The organism is Flavobacterium gossypii, from assembly GCF_014138495.1.
Taxonomy (GTDB): domain Bacteria; phylum Bacteroidota; class Bacteroidia; order Flavobacteriales; family Flavobacteriaceae; genus Flavobacterium; species Flavobacterium endophyticum.
The window spans coordinates 41,529-63,453 of the sequence record NZ_JACJIS010000002.1 but is presented as its reverse complement, the minus strand read 5'-3'; the positions used below and the strand labels follow the sequence as shown (position 1 = coordinate 63,453).

Sequence of the window (21,925 nt, the reverse complement as noted above, 5' to 3'; positions counted from 1 at the left end):
ATGATTATTATTTCAAATGCAAGAAGAAATAATTAGCAATTTTTTGGTTCAGATGAATTCTATCCTTGCCGCTAACGTTATGCTCGTGAGTAGGATATAAGAAGTAATCAACCTGTTTTCCTTCCTTGATACAAGCTTGGATAAACTCCATGCTATTTTGCTGAACGACAACCGGATCTTGCGCTCCATGAATCATCAACAAATGGCCTTTTAATTGTTTTGCTTTGTAGATTACGCTTGTTTTTTCATAACCTTCTGGATTTTCCTGCGGCATGTCCATATACCTTTCACCATACATGATTTCATAATATTTCCAGTCGCAAACCGGACCACCAGCAACACCAACTTTGAAAACATCGCTATGGTTCAGCATTAATGAAGTTGTCATGAATCCTCCAAAACTCCAGCCATAGACACCGATTTTATCTTGATCTACGAAACTTTTTGATTTTAAGAACTCAATTCCCTTCATTTGATCCGCCATTTCGTTCTGTCCTAGATTTCTGTGGATTACATGCTCGAAGTCTTTTCCTCTAGCATCGCTTCCTCTGTTATCTACCGTGAAAACCACGAATTCATTTTGCGCCATAAAGAAATCAAATAAAGTAGCGCCTCCAAGCCATTCGTTTTGTACCAATTGTGCATGAGGACCGCCATATACATATACCATTACTGGGTATTTTTTATTCGCATCAAAATTTGCAGGATAAATCAAGCGTCCGTTCAAAGGTGTTTTGCCATCAGCAGCAGTTATCGTTACCAATTCCATCTTTGGAAGATTTGTTTTTCCTAAGTAAGGATTAGAAGCCTTGATAACATTTGTAGATTTTTTAGCCTTCAAGTTTACGATCGACACTTCGTTCGGCGTATCGACATTGGAATATTGATCAAACAATAACGTTCCGTCACTGCTGATACTTCCTGAGTGCATTCCTGAAGCAGTGGTCAATTGAGTCGTTTTGCCAGATTTTAAATCGACTTTAAAAAACTGCCTGTCTAAGCCTTTATTTGTAGTTCCGATATAAAATACATTTTTACCTTCCTTGTCAAAATCCAAAAGGTTAGTGACTACAACATCATTATAACCTAGTTTTTTGACTAATTTTCCATCGGTGTTATAAAGATACAACTGCTCAAAGCCGTCTTTTTCACTACGGTATAAAAACTCGGTATTCGAATTAGGCAAGAAAGTCAGGTCGTGCAATGGTTCTACATAGGTCGGAGCTTTCTCTTCAAACAAGGTTTTTACCAAAGCACCAGTTGAAGCATCGTATTTGTTCAGCTTCAAATGATTCTGTTCTCTGTTCAATACTCCGATATAAATAAACTTTCCGCTCGGTTCCCAAGTAATGCTTGTCAAGAATTGTTCTTTAGGCTCGCCCGTCTGCAAAGTCAGTGATTTTTTAGTGTTTACGTCATAAACCACCAAGGTTACTTCCTCGCTTTTCATGCCTGCCATCGGATATTTGATGTTCTTGTTAGTTGCAATTCTCGCTCCGAAATCTGTCAGCGGATAATCTGCAACCATAGTTTCATCTTTTCTGTAATAAGCCAATTTATCACTTTTTGGGCTCCACCACATTCCTTTGTTGATTCCAAATTCTTGTCTGTGTGTGTAATCACTTCCGTTTACGATTCCTGCATTTTCGTCAGAAGTTACAGTAATCGTTTGTCCGGAATTAGAAGTAATTTTGATATTATTATTGTCTAGCCAAGCTGTATATTTTCCGTCAGAAGAAATAGTTTGGTTTCTGCCTTCAGAAGAAAAAGCAGTGCCGTTTTTCACTTCTTTTTTATCAACATCAAATTGGATAAGGTATTTCGAATTCTTTCCGTCAACTTCAAATTCTAAAGTGTTTTTGTCAATCCAAGAATAGGCATACGGAAACATTCTTAACTGAAATTCATCGGAAGCAAATTTGCCTTTTAAAGCATTTTGTAATTCGGTTTTTGTCAATAGCGTCGTTTCGGCCCAATTGCCTTCCTCGCTTTTTGAAACCAGTTTTGAATACGAATTATCGAGATACGTTATTGCCTTGGTATCTTTTCTCCATTGCGGAGAAACAAGATTTTCAACAGCAAAATTCCGGTACTGTCCAAAAGTAGCTTCCTCGATAGTCAGGTTTTTCTGCCCGAAAGCCGTCATCCCGACCAAAAGGAAAGCTGATAAAAAAGATATTTTTCTCATGTTGTAAAAATTAAAGTCGCTAATTTACTCAAAATACTAGTCGTGCAAATGAAAGATTGTTACAAATATTCCTTAAAAAAGAAATATTCTCAATGTTTTTAATGCATATTGAAAAATCCGTGAAATCGGCGTTGTCCGCGTCAAAAAAAATGCCTTAATGATTCCAAAGCGAAATCAAAAAGGCATTTTTACAAATATTTTATATCGTAAGCTATTCGGCTAAAACCATAGATTGGTCTAATATCCCTAATTCTACCATACAGGCTTTCATCATAGAATACGTTCTCTCGATATCATTGTCCAAACCGATAGAAAAACGAATCAAACCATCCGTAAGTCCCATTGCAGCCTGTTCTTCCAAAGGAATTTCGCTCGAAGTAGAAGTACCCGGAGCGCTAAACAACGTCTTGTAAAATCCTAAGCTTACGGCAAGATAGCCTAGGTTTCGCTGTTGCATCAATTCCATCAGCTCGTTTGCTTTGTCTAACGTACCAACATCAACCGTCATCATACCGCCAAAACCATATTCAGGATTAATCATGCCTTTGTATAGCTCGTGGCTCGGATGGCTTTTCAATCCAGGATAAACCGTTTTCAATCCGTCTTTTTCAAATTTTTCAGCCAGATACTGTGCATTATGGCTATGCTGTTTCATTCGTATGTGCAGCGTTCTTAAGTTTTTCATCACGCTCGCTGAACGAAGGCTGTCCATTGTGGGTCCCAAAAGCATGCTTGCACCGTTGTTTACATTTTTCAAGTCGTTGATAAATTCTTGTGAAGCACAAACTACGCCGCCAACCGTATCGCTGCTGCCGTTGATGTATTTTGTCAAGCTGTGGATTACGATATCAGCACCCAATTTTGCAGGAGCAACAGACATGGGAGAAAAAGTATTGTCAACTACTAATTTAATATTGTGCTTTTTGGCAATCTTAGCCAATCCAGCAATATCAGCCACCTCAAGCAACGGATTGCTGACCGTCTCGCAGTATAGTACTTTAGTTTTCGGAGTAATTGAAGCTTCGACAATATCTAATTTAGTGATATTCACGAAAGTGGTTTTGATACCAAATTTAGGCGTAAAGTTTTTTAGGAAAGCGTAAGTTCCGCCATATATCGTTCGGCTTGAAACAATATGGTCGCCATGGCTGCATAATTGTAAAAGCGTAGGCGTTATTGCGCCCATTCCAGAAGCTGCAACGTTCGCAGATTCTGTTCCTTCCATGGCAGCTAAAGCCTTGTCAAGGTACAGATTGCTAGGCGAGGAGTGGCGGGAATACAAATAACAGCCTTCTGCATTGCCTTCAAAAGTATCGAACATCGTCTTTGCCGATAGGAAGGTGTAGGTTGATGAATCAGAAATAGAAGGATTTACGCCTCCGAATTCCCCAAAATATTGTAAGTCCTGGATATTATCCGCTGGATTAAAATTTTTCATGAATATATTTTTTGTAGTTATGATTGCTTTTAAATAATTAGACAAAAAAACAGTTATGTAAATAATTAATCAACCATATGGAATATATTTAGAAAATTAAACTATAAATACTACTTTTGGTAATTATATAAACTATTCAGGTCTGAAATTATTCAGTCCTGCCGAAAATTTATCCAAATGACTTTAGATGCAATCGACAAAAAACTTTTAAAGCTACTGCAAGAAGATTCTAAACGCACGACCAAAGAACTTTCTTTAAAATTAGATTTGTCCGTTACCGCAGTCTACGAGCGCATAAAAAAGCTTGAAAGGGAAAAAATTATTGAAAAATATGTCGTTCTTTTAGACAGGAATAAAATCCAAAAAGGCTTTGTGGTCTTCTGTCACCTCAAGCTGATGCAGCACACTAAAGAATTTATTTCACAGTTTGAAAAAGAAGTTATAAAGCTGACAGAAGTCTTAGAATGCTTTCACGTGAGCGGCGATTACGATTATATTCTAAAAATTTGCGTAGAAAATATGGAAGAATACCGAGAATTTATGGTCACAAAACTTACGACGCTGCAGCACATCGGAAGTACCCACAGTACCTTCATGATTGGTGAAGTAAAAAACACTACTGCTTTCGTATTATAATTTTGTTTTTTATCGTAACTAGCTTATTGTTAAATATTTATTTTTATAATTTTTTTGTTAAATTTTTGAAATAGCAATAATAATATTGAGCCTCCTGTATATAATTTCTTATATTTGATGTTATTAACTTAACCGAAATATTGTTATGAAAACAAACATTTTAAACATCGCAGGAGTAGAAGTACTCTCAAAAGAAAATTTAAAAGCAATCAAAGGTCAAGGACCGGTAGATCTTTCGTTATGCGGTTGCTCATGTAGCGGCTCTGTAACAGGGCCTAAGTATTGCGTATATTATATTGCTTGTCCGCAAGTTTATACTTGTGACCAATCAGCGATATAATTAGCACAAAAAATTAAAGAGCTGCTCAAGAGAAATCTTGGGCAGTTTTTTTATGTTGTCCTTTCAAAGAAACACAGCGATCAGTGATTTGAAAGCAGAAGCAGTATTTTAAACAAACTTTAAATGCCAAAGGACTTCCTAAACAAAAAAACTTCCTTAATTTTGTGACACAAATTTTAAAAACACAAAAAATAGATATCATGAGTTCATTTGACGTAGTCGTTATTGGTTCAGGACCTGGTGGATATGTTGCTGCGATCCGTGCTGCACAATTAGGTTTCAACACCGCAATCATTGAGAAATACAGCACTTTAGGAGGAACTTGCTTGAACGTTGGATGTATCCCGTCAAAAGCACTGCTTGATTCTTCGCACCATTACCACGATGCTATTTCGCATTTCAAAGAACATGGAATCGAAATCACAGGAGAAGTAAAATTCAGCATTGAGCAGATGATTGCCCGCAAAGGAAATGTAGTAGACCAAAACGTTTCTGGTATCAAATACTTGATGGACAAAAATAAAATCACTGTTTTTGAAGGAGTAGGTTCTTTTGAAGACGCGACCCACATCAACGTTGCAAAAAAAGATGGATCTTCTGAGACGCTTGAGGCAAAATATACGATTATTGCAACAGGTTCTAAGCCATCATCTTTGCCTTTTATCAAAATTGACAAAGAAAAAATCATTACTTCTACAGAAGCCTTGAACTTAAAAGAAGTACCGAAACACCTTATTGTTATTGGCGGTGGCGTGATCGGACTTGAATTAGGACAGGTGTATCTTCGTTTGGGAGCGCAAGTTTCTGTAGTAGAATATCTAGACAGAATTATTCCTGGAATGGATGCCGGCCTTTCTAAAGAATTGACAAAAGTCTTGAAGAAACAAGGCATGAAATTCTATACGTCACACAAAGTGAAATCCGTAGAAAGAAATGGCGAAGGCGTTCAAGTACAAGCTGAAAATGCTAAAGGTGAAACAATAACTCTTGACGGAGATTACTCTTTAGTTTCTGTAGGCCGTCGTCCGTATACCGATGGATTGAATGCTGACAAAGCCGGCGTAAAAATTACAGAAAGAGGACAAATTGAAGTAAACGACCATTTGCAGACATCAGTTCCGAATATCTACGCTATCGGCGACGTGATTAAAGGTGCTATGCTAGCGCACAAGGCAGAAGAAGAAGGGGTATTTGTAGCGGAAACTATCGCAGGACAAAAACCTCATATTGATTATAACCTGATTCCTGGCGTTGTTTATACTTGGCCAGAAGTTGCTGCTGTCGGAAAAACAGAAGAGCAATTAAAAGAAGCAGGAGTAGAGTACAAAGCAGGAAGCTTTCCTTTCAAAGCCCTTGGGCGTTCTCGCGCCAGCGGTGACACAGATGGTTTCGTGAAAATTCTTGCTGATGCAAAAACAGATGAGGTGCTTGGCATCCACATGATTGGAGCCAGAACTGCCGATTTGATTGCTGAAGCTGTAACTGCGATGGAATTTAAAGCTTCTGCTGAAGACATTGCAAGAATGAGTCATGCGCACCCAACCTATGCTGAAGCTGTAAAAGAAGCCGCGCTTGCTGCTACAGACAACAGATCAATTCACATGTAATAGTTTAAAAATTGAATAAAAAGACCCGTTTCCAAAAGAAGCGGGTTTTTATTTGCTGCTAAAAAATAAAAAACTTAATCGTAATTTTGCTCTTCAAATAAAAGCTCTTGAGAACATCCATAAAAATAACGCTAGAAAATCCATCCGAATTTAAAGCACAGCTTTTGCTCTGGTCGCAGCAATTTCGCGAAGCAATTTTTCTAGACAGCAATAATTACGATCAAAAATATAGTTCGTACGATGCTATTCTGGCCGTCGATGCTTTTACATCTGTCAAAACCGACGAACATAATGCCTTCGAAGACCTGAAGCAATACCAGCAGATTACAAAAGACTGGCTTTTTGGCTATCTTTCCTATGATTTGAAAAACGATACAGAGGAACTAAAATCCAGCAATTATGATGGGCTGCATTTTCCGGATGTATTTTTTTTCCAGCCGAAAAAACTTTTTCTCATAAAAGACAACCAGTTCGAAATCCAATACTTAAACATGTGCGATGATGAGGTAGAAGAAGATTTGAAAGATATCGGAAATCAGAAATCAGAAATCAGTCAAAAATCAGAAATCAAAATCCAGCAGCGAATTTCCAAAGAAAGCTATCTTGAAAAAGTTTCAACCATGCTGGAACACATCCACAGAGGCGATATTTACGAAGCGAATTTCTGCATGGAATTTTTTGCTGAAAATGCATCCCTAAACCCAATCGAAACCTACACGCGCCTGAATGCAATTTCAGAGCCGCCGTTTGCTGTATTTTTTAAAAATAACAAGCAATTTCTTTTGTCAGCATCACCAGAAAGATATTTACGTAAAGAAAACGACAAGATTATTTCCCAACCTATCAAAGGAACTGCAAAAAGGCATGCAGACGTTCAAGAAGATGAAAACATAAAGCAAGAACTGCTGGTTAACGAAAAAGAGCGTTCTGAAAACATCATGATTGTCGATCTTGTCCGAAATGATTTGTCGCGAACCGCCTCAAAAGGCTCTGTTGAGGTCGAAGAGTTGTGTGGGGCCTATACTTTCAAGCAAGTACATCATTTGATTTCAACGGTTGTTTCGACTGTAGAGAGCGATAAATCTCCTATAGAAATTATCAAGACCACTTTTCCGATGGGAAGTATGACCGGAGCACCAAAAATCTCTGCTATGAAGATTATTGAAGAGTTGGAAGAAACAAAACGCGGCCTTTACAGCGGTGCGGTAGGTTATTTTACGCCAGACAATAGTTTCGATTTTAATGTGGTCATCCGAAGTATTTTATACAATGAAGGAATTAATTATGTCTCGTTTTCTGTAGGCAGTGCTATAACCTCGCTATCCGTTCCAGAAAAAGAATACGAAGAATGTTTACTGAAAGCCAAAGCCATGCGGGAAGTATTAGAAACATAACATTGTACTGACAGCCTTTGTAACTGTTAGGTATTAATTTTTCCTTTTCCTATCTTTGAAAATGCTTTTGAAATTTCAGAAATATCTTGTCAAAAATCTTCCTTTCTTAAAAGAAAAAAAACTGCTATTGGCTCTCAGTGGAGGTATTGACAGCATGGTTCTAGCGCACTTGCTGAAGCAGTCTGGTTATACGGTTTGGCTGGCTCATTGCAATTTTCAGTTGCGAGGAAAAGAAAGCGATGAAGATGAAGAGTTTATCAGAAATTTTGCTTCTGAAAATAATTTTAAATTATTTGTAACTACTTTTGATACAAATAGTTTTGCTAAAGATAATAAACTATCCATTCAAGTAGCGGCACGTCAGTTACGATACATTTGGTTTCATCAATTACTTCAAGAAAACAACTTAGATTATGTGCTGACGGCGCATCACTTAGATGATAATTTAGAAACTTTCCTGATTAATTTTTCAAGAGGCACTGGCTTGGAAGGCTTGACCGGAATTCCTGTTCAGAACGATAAAATTGTTCGTCCGCTTTTAACTTTCAGTCGTGAGGAAATTCAAGATTTTGCTGCTGAAAATAAGATCCAATGGCGCGAAGACAGCAGCAATTCATCGGATAAATACTTACGCAATAAATTACGCCACGATGTGGTTCCGATATTAAAAAGCCTGAATTCGGCTTTTTTAGATTCTTTCCAAGACACTTTAAGCCATCTGCAGCAAGCAAAATCGTTGGCCGAAGACGCTTCCGTTTTAATTTATAAGCAAGTCGTTTCCGAAAAAGAAAACCAAAAACATTTCAATATTGCAGAATTGAAGAGGCTTCCCAACTATCAAGCCTATTTGTTCGAATGGCTCAGGCCTTTCGGTTTCAAAGCTTGGCAAGACATTTACGAATTGGTCGATGCTCAGTCTGGAAAAGTGATCGTATCAGAAAATTATAGATTGCTGAAAGACCGTGAGTACCTTATTTTAGAACCCATTTCAGAAAAAGACTCAGCCATTTATGAAATGTCTGAAGACGAAATAAAATTTCCGATGCATCTGAAAATCTCTGCCGCAGATCAAATTCAGAAACAATCTGATAGCGCTACGATTTACGTAGATAAAGAAACGTTAAAGTTCCCCTTGCATATTCGAAAATGGCGTGAAGGTGATTATTTTTGCCCAGCAGGAATCGACGGCAAGAAGAAAGTTAGCAAGTATTTTAAGGACGAGAAAATGTCTTTAAGCGAAAAAGAAAGTACTTGGCTTCTGATTTCAGACGATAAGGTTGTCTGGATTATCGGAAAACGTTCAGACCGAAGATTTTATGTAAACAACACAACTCAAGAAATATTAAAAATAGAAACCTTAAAATGAAAAAAATAAGCCTCCTACTGTTCTTTTTCTTCGCTTTTATTTCTTCTAACGCCCAAATTTTAGATCCTGTAAAATGGACTTCAAAAATAGAGAAGACCTCCGATACAGAATATCTTTTGACTTTTAATGGAATCATTGAACCAGAGTGGCATATGTATTCGCAGTTTACACCAGAAGGTGGAGTCAATCCGCTAGAAGTGCTGATGAATAATGGAGAAGGTAATTTTGAGCCTATTGGAAAAGCTACAGAAAGCAAGACAAGAACAGAATTTAATGAGGTTTTTGAGATAGATGAAACGTTTTTTGAAAATGTTGTTCAGCTACAGCAAAAAATAAAAATCAATAATAAAGAAAATAACCTGATTCAGATTGAATTGTCGTATCAGGTCTGCAAAAAAGTCTGCATTCAGCAGAATAAGTATTTCGAGTTTGATCTAAAAAATCTGGCCGCTCAAGAAGTAATGACTTTTTCCGAACCTGTTGTAACCAAAACAGAAAAGAAAACAGAACAAACTGTAGCTCAGAAACCAGCAAAAGAAGCTGAAAAAGGGTTGCTTTCGATCTTTTTAATTGCCTTTTTCTCAGGCTTTGCGGCATTATTGACACCATGCGTTTTTCCAATGATCCCAATGACGGTAAGCTTTTTTACAAAACAAAGCAAGACCAAAGCACAAGGAATCAGGAATGCCATCTTATACGGTATTTCCATTATCCTGATTTATGTAATCTTGGGTTCGCTGGTTACGGCAATCTTTGGTGCTGATGCACTTAATGCTTTATCGACGAATGTATGGTTCAATATCATTTTCTTTATCCTTTTGATCTTTTTTGCATCGTCTTTCTTGGGCGCTTTTGAAATTGTATTGCCGAATTCTTGGGCAAATAAAGTTGACCGACAGGCAGACAGAGGAGGATTCATCGGAATCTTTTTCATGGCTTTGGCTTTGGCAATAGTTTCTTTCTCTTGTACAGGCCCCATCGTTGGTTCGCTTTTAGTAGAAGCAGCCTCAAAAGGCGGTATTGCACCGATTGTCGGAATGGTTGGTTTCTCATTGGCTTTAGCGTTGCCATTTATGCTTTTTGCCTTATTCCCAGGATGGATGAATTCATTACCAAAATCAGGTGGATGGTTGAATACGGTTAAAGTTTCTTTAGGGTTCCTAGAATTGGCTTTTGCCTTTAAATTCCTTTCTAAAGCAGATTTGGTTATGCAGACACATTTGCTAGAAAGAGAAGTGTTCTTGGCTATTTGGATTGCTGTTTTTGGAGCCTGGGCGCTTTATTTATTTGGAAAAATAACACTGCCGCATGATAGTCCGCTTTCGCATATTTCGGTCGGAAGGTTTTCACTAGGACTTTTGGTATTATCTTTTACGATATATTTGATTCCGGGGCTTTGGGGAGCGCCATTAAAAATTATCAGTGGTTTCCCGCCTTCAATTACCTATAGTGAGTCGCCTTATGGAGTTGGTAATTCAAAAGGAGGAGGAGCTTCTTCTGGAGAAGAATTGCCCGAAGGTGCAAAATTAGCCGTTCATGATATTGTTGCTTTTACGGATTATGACCAAGGAGTTGCTTATGCAAAAAAAGTCAATAAGCCTATTTTACTCGATTTCACAGGATTTGGCTGTGAGAACTGCCGTAAGATGGAAGACTTTGTATGGTCGGACGCCAAGATACAATCCATACTTAAAAACGATGTAGTGCTGATCTCTTTATACGTGGATGAAAAGCAAGAACTACCTGAAAGCGATAAATACGTTTCTAAGGAAACAGGCAGAAAAATAAAGACCAAAGGAAACAAATGGAGCGATTTCCAGATTACAAGATATAAAGCGAATGCACAGCCTTATTATATTATTCTTGATTCTGAAGGGAAAGACTTGAATGAGCCTGTAGGTTATACGCCCGATATCACAGAGTATGAATCTTGGTTGAAATCAGGAATCTCAAAACATACTAAATAATAAAAAAGCCTCAAATTTTGAGGCTTTTTTATTTTCCTAATTGACTTATCAATTTTCTTGCTGCAATCTGCACCGGATCCCAGACAGGTGAGAAGGGCGGAGCATACGACAGATCTAGATCGATAATGTTTCTCAAGGTAAGCCTGTTTGTCAAGGCAGTCGCTAAAACATCAATTCTTTTAGCAGCACCTTCTTCGCCTACAATTTGGCCTCCTAAGAGCCTTCCTGTTTTTTTGTCGGCGATTAATTTTACGGTGATGTCTTTTGCATCAGGATAATAATGTGCTCTGGTTTTAGATTGTATAGTTGTAGTGACATACTCAATATTTAATTTTTGTAGTTCCTTTTCTAGCAGTCCGGTTCTCGCTACTTCGTAAGAGCATATTTTGCACACTGCTGTGCCTACTACGCCCGGAAATACGGCTTTACCACCTGCAATATTCTTTCCGGCAATTACACCGGTTTTGTTGGCCACTGTTCCTAATGACACATAAAATGGTTTTTTGCTCACGAGATGGAATGTTTCCGCACAATCACCAGCAGACCAAACGTTTCGGATATTTGTTCGTTGTGTTCTTGCCACTTTAACGGCACCTTTTTCGGATAGTGCAATTTTAGAGTTTTTCAGAAAAGCGGTATTTGGGCTAGTGCCCATTCCTAAGATGACCAAATCAGCTTTAAGCGTTCGCTTATTGGTTACTACGGCAGAAATTCTATCCTTTTCGGTTTCGAAATGCTTCAATTCTTCGTTTGAATAGATTGTTACGCCTAGGTTTTTCATGGCTTTGTGGATTAGCGTTCCCATATCAGGATCTAATGTATTCATGATTTCTTCTGATCGATTGACCAAGGATACTTTCAGTCCTCTTATGAGCAGTGCTTCTGCCATTTCTAAACCGATATAGCCACCGCCAACAATCACTGCATTTTTGGGATTGAAATCTTTTATATAGCTGTCGATTTTTATACCGCTTCGTAATGTCGATACGCCAAAGATCCCGTTAGCATCTCTATTTGCCACATCAGGACAGTACGCTTTTCCGCCAGTAGCAATCAAGAGTTTATCATAATTTTCCCAGAACTGTGTTTTTTCTGTGCTGTTTTTTACTAAAACCCTGTTGTTGGAAGTATCTACCTCAAGTACTTCGTGTAAGATACGCGCATCTATATTATGTTTTTTTTTGAATTGCTCCGGACTTCTGACAATAAGTTTTTCAGAAGAGCTGATTTTTCCCGAAATAAAATAAGGAATTCCGCAAGCCGAATAGGAGGTATACTCTGATTTTTCAAAGACAATGATCTCTATTTCTTTATTTTCTCTCCGTACTTTGGACGCGGCACTCATTCCTGCCGCATCACCTCCAATAATTACCAGTTTTTGTTTCTTCATAGTTTTAAAAAAATCAGCCAAGATGTTTAAATATAAACATTTTGGCTGAGATATGGAAAATGGGGAGGTATTACTTTTTAAGAAAAATCCTAAATTCAGTTCCTAAGCCCAATTCTGATTCAAGTTCGATTTTTCCATTTAATTTTTGAACCATCTTTTGTACGGTTGAAAGTCCGATACCAGTGCCTTTTGTGGCAAAACGATCTGTTTTTCCTAACGTTTCAAAAATGTTGAAGATTTTATCGTAATTACCCTTCTCAATTCCGCAGCCATTATCTTTAATAGAGATGGCATAATAATCTTCTGTTTCGGAGAAATTAATATAAATGATTCCCTTTGGCTTGTCATTGTACTTTATGCTGTTACTGATCAGATTGTAAAAAATCTGACCCAAAGCCATCTTATTTGACTGTATCTTATGATTCTTTTCGGGCAATATGAATTCGAATTCATTTTTGGTATCCAATATGTCGATAAGGTACTGCATAAAATCGTTCAGCCTTATGTTCTCGTTGGTGATGACCTGCTCATTATCATATTTATAATATTCCAAAATCGCATCGACCAGTTTTTTTAGCTCTTCAGACGACTTATAAATATAATCCAGCATCTGTATCCCTTCGTCATCTAATCGATCATGATTGGTTTCCTGAAGCATTTTGGCGAGCATCATGATATTGTTCAAGGGAGATTTTATATCATGTGAAACGATTGAGGCAAATTGTTCCAAATCCTTGTATTTCGAAAGCAACATATTGTGATTTTCCATCAATTGGAAATTCTTCTTTCGCAATTCTAAAAGATTAATGACTTGATTTGCCAGCTTTTCTAAGGCCAAGAGCTGAAAATTATCCAAGCTTCTAGGGTGATTGTCAATCACACAGAGCGATCCTAAAGCATAGCCATTCGGATCTACCAAAGGAACTCCTACATAACAGCGTATGTTCGGAAATCCAGTCACCAGCGGACTATCATAAAAGCGATCGTCATCTAAAGAATCAGGAATAATAAGCATCTCTTTAGGATTGTTTAGCGTGTGGGCGCAAAAAGAGGTTTCTCGAGCTCCTTCAGAAAATTCAAGGCCTATTTTCGACTTGAACCACTGGCGATCCTTGTCGACAAGAGTAATGGTTGAAATCGGAGTCTGGCAAATTTCAGAAGCAAGCTTGACGATATCGTCAAAATCCTTTTCAGGAGCGCTGTCTAATATTTTATACGCTAAGAGGGCATCGAGACGCTCCTTTTCATTGTGTGGTATTTGAGGAGAAATCATTGGAAGCAAATAATAAGGGTGTTCTACTTATACGAAAAAAATGAGTTAATGGTTTTCTGTTTTTAATTAAAAAGATAAAAATATTTCATTTATGCTTCTATTCCACATTTATTACTGAGTTTAACAGAATTAGATTTTATTTTTTTCAATGTTGAAACAAGAAAATTAGTATTTTAGCGTATATAATTTATAAGCCATGTTAGTAAAAGTATACGGAAGCGCCGTTTTTGGCGTTGAAGCCACAACCATTACCATTGAAGTAAATATAGACAAAGGCATAGGCTATCATTTGGTAGGATTGCCCGATAATGCCATCAAAGAAAGCAGCTACCGAATAGCTGCGGCATTAAAAAATAACGGCTACCAGCTGCCGGGAAAAAAAATCACGATTAACATGGCGCCAGCCGATTTGCGAAAAGAAGGTTCTGCCTATGATCTTACATTGGCAATAGGCATTCTTGTGGCTTCTGGACAGATTCAGTCTGATGATGTGGATAAGTATATTATCATGGGCGAACTCTCGCTAGACGGAAGTCTACAACCGATTCGCGGAGCTTTGCCAATTGCCATTAAGGCTAAAGAGGAAGGTTTTAAAGGATTTTTTCTTCCGAAACAAAACTTAAAGGAAGCTGCTATTGTTTCAGAGCTTGAAGTGTATGGCGTCGAAAATGTTCAAGAAGTTATCGACTTCTTTGAAGGCAAGAGTACTATGGAGCCTGCTGTTTTTGATACGCGAGAAGAATTTTATAAGACATTGGATTTTCCAGATTTTGATTTTAGTGATGTAAAAGGGCAGGAGTCTATCAAACGCTGTATGGAAATTGCCGCAGCCGGAGGACATAATATTATACTCATAGGTCCGCCTGGAGCTGGCAAGACGATGCTAGCCAAGCGACTGCCCAGCATTTTACCTCCCATGACATTGCGTGAAGCCTTAGAAACTACAAAAATACACAGCGTAGCTGGAAAAGTAAAAGACGCAGGGTTGATGAACCAAAGGCCGTTTCGCAGTCCGCATCATACGATTTCAAATGTAGCACTCGTTGGAGGCGGAAGTTACCCGCAGCCGGGAGAAATCTCAATGGCGCATAATGGTGTCTTGTTTTTAGATGAGCTGCCTGAGTTTAAACGAGAAGTACTGGAAGTCATGCGGCAGCCGTTGGAAGATCGAGAAGTTACTATTTCAAGAGCTAAATTTACAGTTACTTATCCAGCGTCATTTATGCTGGTTGCGAGTATGAATCCTAGTCCGAGTGGATTTTTTAACAATCCAAGTGCCTCTATGACTTTATCTCCAAATGAAATGAACCGTTATATGAGCAAGATTTCCGGACCTTTGTTAGATCGGATTGACATTCATATTGAAGTAACTCCAGTGCCATTTGACAAGCTGTCAGAAGAAAGAAAAACAGAGAGCAGTGCCAGCATCCGAGAAAGAGTGATCAAGGCAAGAGAAATTCAGGTACTTAGGTTTTTAGAGTACGGCCAGGTGAATTACAATGCGCAGATGACTTCCAGACATATTCGAGAATTTTGTGTGCTAGAAGAAAAGTCAAAGCAATTGCTAAGGTCGGCAATGGAAAGACTGAATCTTTCAGCCAGAGCTTATGACCGGATTTTAAAGGTAGCCCGTACTATAGCTGACTTAGAAAATGCTGCAGATATAGATTCAAATCATATTGCAGAGGCTATTCAGTATCGAAGCTTGGATAGAGAGGGATGGTTGGGGTGATATTATTTCTGCTTAGCCACAAAAAAAGGATTCCATTTGAATCCTCTTCTTTTATTCTATTTCTGCAAAAGTATCACCTTGTTTTATATCGCCAGTTTTAAAACCTTTATTAAACCAGTACATTCGCTGCTCTGATGTTCCGTGCGTAAAAGAATCAGGAACGACTTGGCCTTGCATTTTCTTTTGGATGGCATCATCGCCTACAGCATTTGCTGCGCTTAGAGCTTCTTCAATATCGCCAGGTTCTAAGATTTGGTTCATTTCTTCGTTGTAGTGTGTCCATACGCCAGCATAAAAATCAGCTTGGAGTTCTAAAGCTACAGAAAGTTTGTTGGCTTCGGCTTCACTAAGACCCTGTTGCATTTGTCTCATTTTTGCAGAAGTTCCTAAAAGCGTCTGCACATGGTGTCCAATTTCATGGGCGACCACATAAGCTACAGCAAAATCACCGCCTTTGGCGCCAAACTTCGATTTTAACTCTTCAAAAAACGACATGTCCATATATACTTTTTGATCGCCTGGACAATAGAACGGGCCAGAAGCTGAGCTGGCTCCGCCGCAGGCCGTCTGAACTTGCCCGCTAAATAAAACTAATTTAGGCGCTTTATAGGTCCATCCGTTTTCTTTGAAGATTTTAGTCCAGACATCTTCATTGTCAACTAGAAGGGCATTTACAAATTCTCCTTCTTCTTTTTCTTTGGCAGTCAATTCCCTGGACTCTGTAGGAGCGGATTGGCCTTGTTGCAATTGCTCTAAAATGGGAGCAATATTTTGGGCGTTTTCGCCACCAAAAATATTTACTAATAATATAATAATACCAATAATCCCACCTCCGGCGACTACTTTGCCGGTTGAGCCTAAGCCTCTACGGTCTTCCATATTATCACTCTGACGTCTACCTTGCCATTTCATAATTGTTCGTTTTTATACAAATTAAATACTTTTTAAGATAAAATTATTCATAAAAACAAAAATTAATCAGAAAAGACCAAATTTTTAAAATTTATAAAAGAAGCAAGAAGGCTATGTTTTTATCCTATTGCTAAAATGCTTTTTTGTCTTTTTGTTTTATATTTAATATTGGCATCCAGGATAACAAGCGAGACAGAATTGCACTACCCAATGACTTATAACTAATTTAGCTAATGAGATACCTATTCCAAACTTGGTCGCCAAGCTTTTGGATTCCATAACCTAAATTTTCGGTTTCTAGTTTTTGCGATGAATCATCATCAAAAATCAGTTCGAGGTAGAGTTTTTGGTCTTCTTCGCAGACGTTCCATTTTCCGTTATATTTCTGAGTATTTTGATTCGGCAGATAGAAATCTCCGCCTGAAACATTGCTGAAGCATTCGAGAACATAAACAGAACTGAAATCTGGATATAAAAAGAGGGCATATTTCTGTTCTTCATGCCAATTGTTGCCGGAATAGTCGCTGTCGCTGTTTGCTTTTTCTAGACGCAACACTCTATTTGAAAGAGTATTGATGATTCGGTTTATTGAGGGATTCATAGATTGTAAGGTTTTAAATTGCACTTGACTTGTTGTATAAAGGCTATTTGATGTGCGCCCTTTATCAGCTTTATCACAAAAAAACAACGGTATAAAATTGATTTTTTATAATTGTATGTAAAAGAGCTTATTTCCTGTATTTTTTAGTAGTTATTCCTGAGCACAAAAGAAATAAGGCTTGATAAAAAAGGGGAATTTTCCCCTTGCAACATTTTTCCAATTAAGATAGTTTTGTTGCTTATTAACAACTTAAACTTTTAAAACATGAAAAGCTCAAAAACTATTTTTTTAGCTGGATTATTTTGTTTAACTTTTTTCCTCCAATCTTGCAGCGAAGACAGGATTTATGAAAAGCCTACCCAATTGATTACAAATGATTTAGCGCTACAGCTGAATAGCAATTATAATATGAATACATTGCAATCAAAAGCTGCGACTGTTGATAGTATTAGGGAAGATGCCAATGCTGTGTGGTATTCTGTAGAAGAACTAGAGAGATATATTAATTATGTGAAAACGGAAGGAATTAATAAAGGATATACAGTCGATGGTATCAGAATGTATCTTGGTAAATATCCAAATGACCCGAAATTAGGAGAGAAAGCAGGAATGACGACCGTATTTCTTTCGCCGACAGGAGCAAAAAGTGACGAGCAGAAAGCGGGAACAGGAACGTCTAATAGCACAGCTGACCAAGAGGAAAATCATTATGATATAACCGATCTTTCTCCAATGAATTACGGATCGATGGGCAATCCTCCAAAAATGACATATCCCTATAATAAATAATGTTAGAAAACTTAAGATTTTATAGTATTTACTTAGCTTTATTAGCAGGAATTGTAGGGTTGTTTTTTCTTTACAAACTCCCTGGTAATAAAGCTAAGTCTTTGCTAGGCATGATCTTTTTTTCTGTCCTGACGGAATTTGTCGGAAGCAATCTGACGCGATGGACAGGACTCATAAATTATTGTGTTTTTAATATTTATATACTTGTTAGCTTTACTTATTATTTGATTCTCTTGAAATACTTATTGGTTCATCGAAACCACAAGAGATTCGCCGATATACTCCTTATTATTTTTGTTCTTTTTTATATATGTGATTTTATTTTTATACAAAAAACGATATTTGAGGCATTTACGTTTAGTTTTGCTTTTGGAGTTATATTTGTTTTAATACTATCATGTTTGTACCTTGTGGAAATATTTAACTCAAAGAAAATTCTGAATTTCGGAAAATCGATTTTTTTTTGGTTTATACTTGGCGTCTTGCTTTTCCATGTTCCTTTTTTGCCCTTTATGCTGGCTATTAAGTGGTTTTTGATAGAAAGCAACGAAACTATTTACAGCTTGATGCTGTTTATTTTAAATCTTTTGATGTACGGTTGTTTTATATTCGGATTTATATGGAGCGAAAAGAAATACAATTACTAGTTATTTCATTAAGCATTGTACTTTTTACTTTGCTGATACTGATTCTAGTACTGTTTTTCTATTTCCATAAAAAGAAAACCAATTTTTTGATCGAAAAGATGGAATCCGATCTTCATTTTCAATCAGAGCTGGTGAAATCCAGGATTGAGATGAAAGACCAGACATTGTCGGAAATCAGCAGGGAGCTTCACGATAACATCGGACAAATATTATCAGTAGGCATCATGCAGATTAACTTGTACATGCAAAATCAGAAAGAAGTCAGCCGAGACGACCTAAACGATCTGAAAGGCATGTTGTCTAAGTCACTAGACGAAATCAGAACTTTGTCAAGAATAATCAATAGAGATAACTTACTCGAGTCTAATTTTTTAGAAGCCATACAATTGGATTTAGAACGAATCCGAAAACTCAAAAAAATTGATTGTACTTTTAGCCTGAAAGGAGATTTTCCTGAAATAAATGTAGAGCATGAATTGATTATCTACAGGATTTTCCAAGAAGCCATCCTCAATATCTTAAAACATTCTCATAGCGAAGTGATCGATTTCCAGATTGACTGTCTTGATAACGATACCATACAAATGAAACTGACCGACCACGGGATTGGTTTTAATGCAAAGAAAAAAAGCAGCGGTTCAGGACTTAATAATATAATTGTCCGCGCAAAACTTATTGGAGCTACCGTTTCGATTGAATCGGATAATTCAGGAACCAAGCTATTATTTACTTACCCAAAAAGAATAAGCAATGAAAACTAGTACAAAAAATAAGGTCATTATAGTAGACGACCATCTGCTGTTTTCGCAATCGCTGAAATTTTTGATTAACAGCTTTGATGATTTTGAAGTCACGCATAGTTTTGAAAATGGCAAGGAATTTATACAGTTTCTCGAGCAAAAAGAGAATTTAGATATCGAGGTCGATTTGATTCTTTTAGATGTCAATATGCCTATCCTGGATGGCTTGGGGACAATGATGTGGCTTAAAGAAAACAGGCCCGATTATAAGGCGATAGCACTTTCTGTAAACAATGAGGAAGATATTATCATCAAAATGATCAAGAATGGCGCGAAAGGCTATCTGTTGAAAGATACAACGCCTACAATTTTCTATGATGCGCTAAAAACCGTAATAGAAAAAGGGTACTTTTTTACAGAAATGGTTTCTGGAATTTTAGTAAACAGAATCGATAATAAAGACAAAAAGCTCGAATTTAAAGAAAAAGAACTGGACTTTATCAAGCGTGCCTGCAGCGAAAAAACCTATAAGGAAATTGCAGACGAAATGTGCCTGAGTCCCAAAACAATTGACGGCTATAGAGAAAATATCTTTGCCAAGTTGGAGATAAAGACAAGGATAGGCTTGGTTTTATATGCGATAAAAAATAAAATCGTCTGCGTATAATCAAGCATAAAAAAACTCCATTAATCTAATGGAGTTTTTTATTGATTATGTGTTATTCTAATATTCGGAAGAATTTCCAATTTCATCTAATTCATTCTTATCGTCGATTCCTACCGCATTCGCATAAATCATATACTGCATCGAATAGATAATCGGTATGGTGAATATGATTCCGATACAAAAAGCAAAAATCCCTAAGCATGACAAAACTACGGCTAGAATCATTAATCCTAAAAGAATAAGGAAATTTTTTGATACAAGCATCAAGCTTCCTTGAATAGCATCAACAGCTTTAAGATTTCCGAAAATGATCAATGGGGTAGTGAACAAGGTCAGAAGCAAGATAATATAACTTATTATCGCGCCAATAATCGGAACTCCTGATAACTCTAGTGCTGTGCTGATACCATTACTGCAGATGCCAATCAATACTCCGGCAAGCACAATTTCTTTCAAATATTCGCTTTTGTAATAATAAAAAAGCGTAGAAAAATCAAAATCCTGTCTTGCGTCAGCATGATGAGCAACCCTTAAGATCCCTGCATAAAAAGGCTTGATGAGTGCAACAGCAATCACGCCGCCTACAAGGGTAACGATGATTCCGGCAGCCGAAAAGTTTTGAATCTGGAAGTCAGCAATGTCGCGACCAAAAGCATCCAATCCGACAAAAACGCCTGCCAAACCAATTATGATTCCCAAGAATACGATGGAAACAAGCAATATCCCTGCTCCAGTAATCCAGACAATTTTCTGGTAATTATTAAAAGTTTGAGAAAGAACTTCGCCAAATTCAAGTGAATATCCATCACGCTTGATGTTTTCGAGCTTTTCTTTCGTTGTAGTAATTTTGTACATAGTAAATTAGTCCGTTTGTCGCGCGAAAGTAATCAATATTTTTTATTTTTTAGGTATCAGAACCATTTCAGCAATTTCCGTATCATTTTCAGCTTGTTGTTATAAGGAGCATAGCGTAGGGGAATATCAAGCCATGTCGCTTTTTTTACGATTGATTTCTGGTGGGAGAATGTCTCGTAGCTCTTTTTGCCATGATAAGCTCCGATACCGCTGCTTCCAACACCGCCAAAAGGCAATCTTTTATTCGAAAAATGGACTACGGTATCGTTTATGCAACCGCCTCCAAATGAAAATTTCTGGATGATACGTTCGGCAAAGGCCTTATCTTCCGTAAAGGCATATAAAGAAAGCGGTTTTTCATATCTGGAAATAATTTTCTCTAAGTCGCTTTCGGTTTCATAAGAAAGGAGCGGAAGCAACGGCCCGAAAATCTCATCTTTCATGATATTGCTGTCTAGCGTGGGTTCATCAATCAGAGTAGGAGCGATATAGAGCAATTCTTCATCATGTATTCCGCCTGCAATTACTTTACTTTCTTCAATCAAACTTATGAGTCTGAGGAAGTTCTTTTTGTTTATAATCCTCGTAAAGTCAGGAGAAAGCGCTGGATCTTCGCCAAAAGCATTGATTATTTCTTGCTTCAATAAGCTGATGAATTTTGCTTTGATGCCTTTTTGTATGAGAAGGTAATCTGGCGCAATACATGTCTGTCCGGCGTTGATGAATTTTCCCCATACAATCCGTTTTGCGGCTATTTGAAGGTTGGCACTTTTGTCAATAATACAAGGATTTTTTCCGCCTAATTCTAAGGTAACGGGAGTGAGGTTGGCCGCCGCCGCTTTAGCGACTTCTTTCCCTACAGCAACGCTTCCGGTGAAAAAAATATAATCCCATCGTTTAGAGAGCTGGCTTTTGGCAACATCGGCATCGCCCAACACGGCAACCACTTCTGAAACTTCAAAAGTTTCTCTGATAATTTTAGAAATCAGGCTTGATGTGTGCGGAGTCAATTCCGAAGGTTTCAATACAATAGAATTTCCAGCCGCATACGCAGCAATTAGAGGACAAATGGCCAATTGGAAAGGATAATTCCAAGGCGAAATGATAAGTGTCTTTCCGTAAGACTCCGTATAAATATAATCTGACGAAGGGAAATTAAGTATTGAAGCTCTGACTCTTTTTGGTCGTGCCCACGAACGTATGTTTTTTATCGTATCCTTTAAATCAGATTGTACTACGCTTATTTCTGTGAGGAATGCTTCAAAAGCAGGCTTCTTGAAATCCTTATGCAATGCGGCGATAATTTCCTCTTCATGGAGCGAAATGGTATGGGAGAATTTCTTGAGTTTTTCTTTTCTGCGGTTGATTTCCTTTTGATCCATC

General features: G+C 37.6%; 17 protein-coding genes. 9 read left to right on the top strand and 8 right to left on the bottom strand.

The window, feature by feature from the left end:
• Positions 1-7 precede the first annotated feature (7 nt).
• Both GGR22_RS10210 and GGR22_RS10205 read right to left on the bottom strand, forming a co-directional pair.
• Positions 8-2,188, bottom strand: coding sequence for a S9 family peptidase (locus tag GGR22_RS10210; protein WP_182493580.1), 2,181 nt, complete (start codon positions 2,186-2,188; stop codon positions 8-10).
• A 211-nt stretch (positions 2,189-2,399) separates the two neighbouring features.
• Positions 2,400-3,626: an aminotransferase class I/II-fold pyridoxal phosphate-dependent enzyme gene (locus GGR22_RS10205; protein ID WP_182493579.1), complete on the bottom strand. Its 1,227-nt coding sequence runs from the start codon at positions 3,624-3,626 to the stop codon at positions 2,400-2,402.
• Positions 3,627-3,803: 177 nt separating this feature from the next.
• Here GGR22_RS10205 and GGR22_RS10200 point away from each other — a divergent pair, with 177 nt between their 5' ends.
• From GGR22_RS10200 to GGR22_RS10180, 5 genes are all read left to right on the top strand, one after another.
• On the top strand, positions 3,804-4,262 hold the full coding sequence (locus GGR22_RS10200; RefSeq protein ID WP_121376332.1) for an Lrp/AsnC family transcriptional regulator: 459 nt from the start codon (positions 3,804-3,806) through the stop codon (positions 4,260-4,262).
• Positions 4,263-4,802: 540 nt separating this feature from the next.
• Positions 4,803-6,209: a dihydrolipoyl dehydrogenase gene (gene lpdA, locus GGR22_RS10195; RefSeq protein WP_121376330.1), complete on the top strand. Its 1,407-nt coding sequence runs from the start codon at positions 4,803-4,805 to the stop codon at positions 6,207-6,209.
• Positions 6,210-6,316: 107 nt separating this feature from the next.
• Positions 6,317-7,603 (top strand): anthranilate synthase component I family protein, encoded by a 1,287-nt coding sequence (locus GGR22_RS10190; RefSeq protein ID WP_182493578.1) that lies wholly within the window; start codon positions 6,317-6,319, stop codon positions 7,601-7,603.
• A gap of 61 nt (positions 7,604-7,664) precedes the next feature.
• The gene (gene tilS / locus GGR22_RS10185) at positions 7,665-8,969 is read left to right on the top strand and encodes a tRNA lysidine(34) synthetase TilS (protein WP_182493577.1); all 1,305 of its coding nucleotides are present in this window, start codon (positions 7,665-7,667) and stop codon (positions 8,967-8,969) included.
• Positions 8,966-10,936, top strand: coding sequence for a protein-disulfide reductase DsbD family protein (locus tag GGR22_RS10180; RefSeq protein WP_182493576.1), 1,971 nt, complete (start codon positions 8,966-8,968; stop codon positions 10,934-10,936). The genes tilS and GGR22_RS10180 overlap by 4 nt, the downstream gene beginning before the upstream one ends.
• A gap of 28 nt (positions 10,937-10,964) precedes the next feature.
• Here GGR22_RS10180 and GGR22_RS10175 read toward each other — a convergent pair whose 3' ends face one another.
• Positions 10,965-12,326: a CoA-disulfide reductase gene (locus tag GGR22_RS10175; RefSeq protein ID WP_182493575.1), complete on the bottom strand. Its 1,362-nt coding sequence runs from the start codon at positions 12,324-12,326 to the stop codon at positions 10,965-10,967.
• 70 nt (positions 12,327-12,396) lie between these two features.
• Positions 12,397-13,599, bottom strand: a complete 1,203-nt coding sequence (locus GGR22_RS10170) for a sensor histidine kinase (RefSeq protein WP_182493574.1) — start codon at positions 13,597-13,599, stop codon at positions 12,397-12,399.
• Between the two features lie 196 nt (positions 13,600-13,795).
• On the opposite strand from GGR22_RS10170, the gene GGR22_RS10165 reads away from it, so the two are divergent.
• Positions 13,796-15,331, top strand: a complete 1,536-nt coding sequence (locus GGR22_RS10165) for a YifB family Mg chelatase-like AAA ATPase (RefSeq protein WP_182493573.1) — start codon at positions 13,796-13,798, stop codon at positions 15,329-15,331.
• Positions 15,332-15,382: 51 nt separating this feature from the next.
• Here the strand turns inward: GGR22_RS10165 and ypfJ are convergent, their stop codons facing one another.
• Together ypfJ and GGR22_RS10155 are read right to left on the bottom strand one after the other, a co-directional pair.
• Positions 15,383-16,243, bottom strand: coding sequence for a KPN_02809 family neutral zinc metallopeptidase (gene ypfJ, locus GGR22_RS10160; RefSeq protein WP_182493572.1), 861 nt, complete (start codon positions 16,241-16,243; stop codon positions 15,383-15,385).
• A gap of 226 nt (positions 16,244-16,469) precedes the next feature.
• On the bottom strand, positions 16,470-16,844 hold the full coding sequence (locus tag GGR22_RS10155; RefSeq protein ID WP_182493571.1) for a hypothetical protein: 375 nt from the start codon (positions 16,842-16,844) through the stop codon (positions 16,470-16,472).
• 264 nt (positions 16,845-17,108) lie between these two features.
• Here GGR22_RS10155 and GGR22_RS10150 point away from each other — a divergent pair, with 264 nt between their 5' ends.
• The 3 genes from GGR22_RS10150 to GGR22_RS10140 all read left to right on the top strand — a co-directional run bounded on the left by GGR22_RS10150 (position 17,109) and on the right by GGR22_RS10140 (position 19,687).
• Positions 17,109-17,633, top strand: a complete 525-nt coding sequence (locus GGR22_RS10150; RefSeq protein WP_246336946.1) for a hypothetical protein — start codon at positions 17,109-17,111, stop codon at positions 17,631-17,633.
• A gap of 619 nt (positions 17,634-18,252) precedes the next feature.
• Positions 18,253-19,041 carry a sensor histidine kinase gene (locus GGR22_RS10145; RefSeq protein WP_182493570.1) on the top strand — a complete coding sequence of 263 codons (789 nt, stop codon included), beginning with the start codon at positions 18,253-18,255 and terminating at the stop codon, positions 19,039-19,041.
• Positions 19,031-19,687, top strand: a complete 657-nt coding sequence (locus tag GGR22_RS10140; RefSeq protein WP_182493569.1) for a response regulator — start codon at positions 19,031-19,033, stop codon at positions 19,685-19,687. Before GGR22_RS10145 ends, GGR22_RS10140 begins: the two co-directional genes overlap by 11 nt.
• Before the next feature lie 57 nt (positions 19,688-19,744).
• Here the strand turns inward: GGR22_RS10140 and GGR22_RS10135 are convergent, their stop codons facing one another.
• Positions 19,745-20,542, bottom strand: a complete 798-nt coding sequence (locus GGR22_RS10135) for a hypothetical protein (protein ID WP_182493568.1) — start codon at positions 20,540-20,542, stop codon at positions 19,745-19,747.
• A 56-nt stretch (positions 20,543-20,598) separates the two neighbouring features.
• Positions 20,599-21,924 (bottom strand): aldehyde dehydrogenase, encoded by a 1,326-nt coding sequence (locus tag GGR22_RS10130; RefSeq protein ID WP_182494004.1) that lies wholly within the window; start codon positions 21,922-21,924, stop codon positions 20,599-20,601.
• Position 21,925: the final 1 nt, after the last annotated feature.

Coding starts and splice junctions, on each gene's coding strand:
- GGR22_RS10210 (WP_182493580.1), bottom strand. CDS start 2,188: ATGAGAAAAATATCTTTTTTATCAGCTTTCCTTTTGGTCGGGATGACG.
- GGR22_RS10205 (WP_182493579.1), bottom strand. CDS start 3,626: ATGAAAAATTTTAATCCAGCGGATAATATCCAGGACTTACAATATTTT.
- GGR22_RS10200 (WP_121376332.1), top strand. CDS start 3,804: ATGACTTTAGATGCAATCGACAAAAAACTTTTAAAGCTACTGCAAGAA.
- lpdA (WP_121376330.1), top strand. CDS start 4,803: ATGAGTTCATTTGACGTAGTCGTTATTGGTTCAGGACCTGGTGGATAT.
- tilS (WP_182493577.1), top strand. CDS start 7,665: ATGCTTTTGAAATTTCAGAAATATCTTGTCAAAAATCTTCCTTTCTTA.
- GGR22_RS10180 (WP_182493576.1), top strand. CDS start 8,966: ATGAAAAAAATAAGCCTCCTACTGTTCTTTTTCTTCGCTTTTATTTCT.
- GGR22_RS10175 (WP_182493575.1), bottom strand. CDS start 12,326: ATGAAGAAACAAAAACTGGTAATTATTGGAGGTGATGCGGCAGGAATG.
- GGR22_RS10170 (WP_182493574.1), bottom strand. CDS start 13,599: ATGATTTCTCCTCAAATACCACACAATGAAAAGGAGCGTCTCGATGCC.
- GGR22_RS10165 (WP_182493573.1), top strand. CDS start 13,796: ATGTTAGTAAAAGTATACGGAAGCGCCGTTTTTGGCGTTGAAGCCACA.
- ypfJ (WP_182493572.1), bottom strand. CDS start 16,243: ATGAAATGGCAAGGTAGACGTCAGAGTGATAATATGGAAGACCGTAGA.
- GGR22_RS10155 (WP_182493571.1), bottom strand. CDS start 16,844: ATGAATCCCTCAATAAACCGAATCATCAATACTCTTTCAAATAGAGTG.
- GGR22_RS10150 (WP_246336946.1), top strand. CDS start 17,109: ATGAAAAGCTCAAAAACTATTTTTTTAGCTGGATTATTTTGTTTAACT.
- GGR22_RS10145 (WP_182493570.1), top strand. CDS start 18,253: ATGGAGCGAAAAGAAATACAATTACTAGTTATTTCATTAAGCATTGTA.
- GGR22_RS10140 (WP_182493569.1), top strand. CDS start 19,031: ATGAAAACTAGTACAAAAAATAAGGTCATTATAGTAGACGACCATCTG.
- GGR22_RS10135 (WP_182493568.1), bottom strand. CDS start 20,542: ATGTACAAAATTACTACAACGAAAGAAAAGCTCGAAAACATCAAGCGT.
- GGR22_RS10130 (WP_182494004.1), bottom strand. CDS start 21,924: ATGGATCAAAAGGAAATCAACCGCAGAAAAGAAAAACTCAAGAAATTC.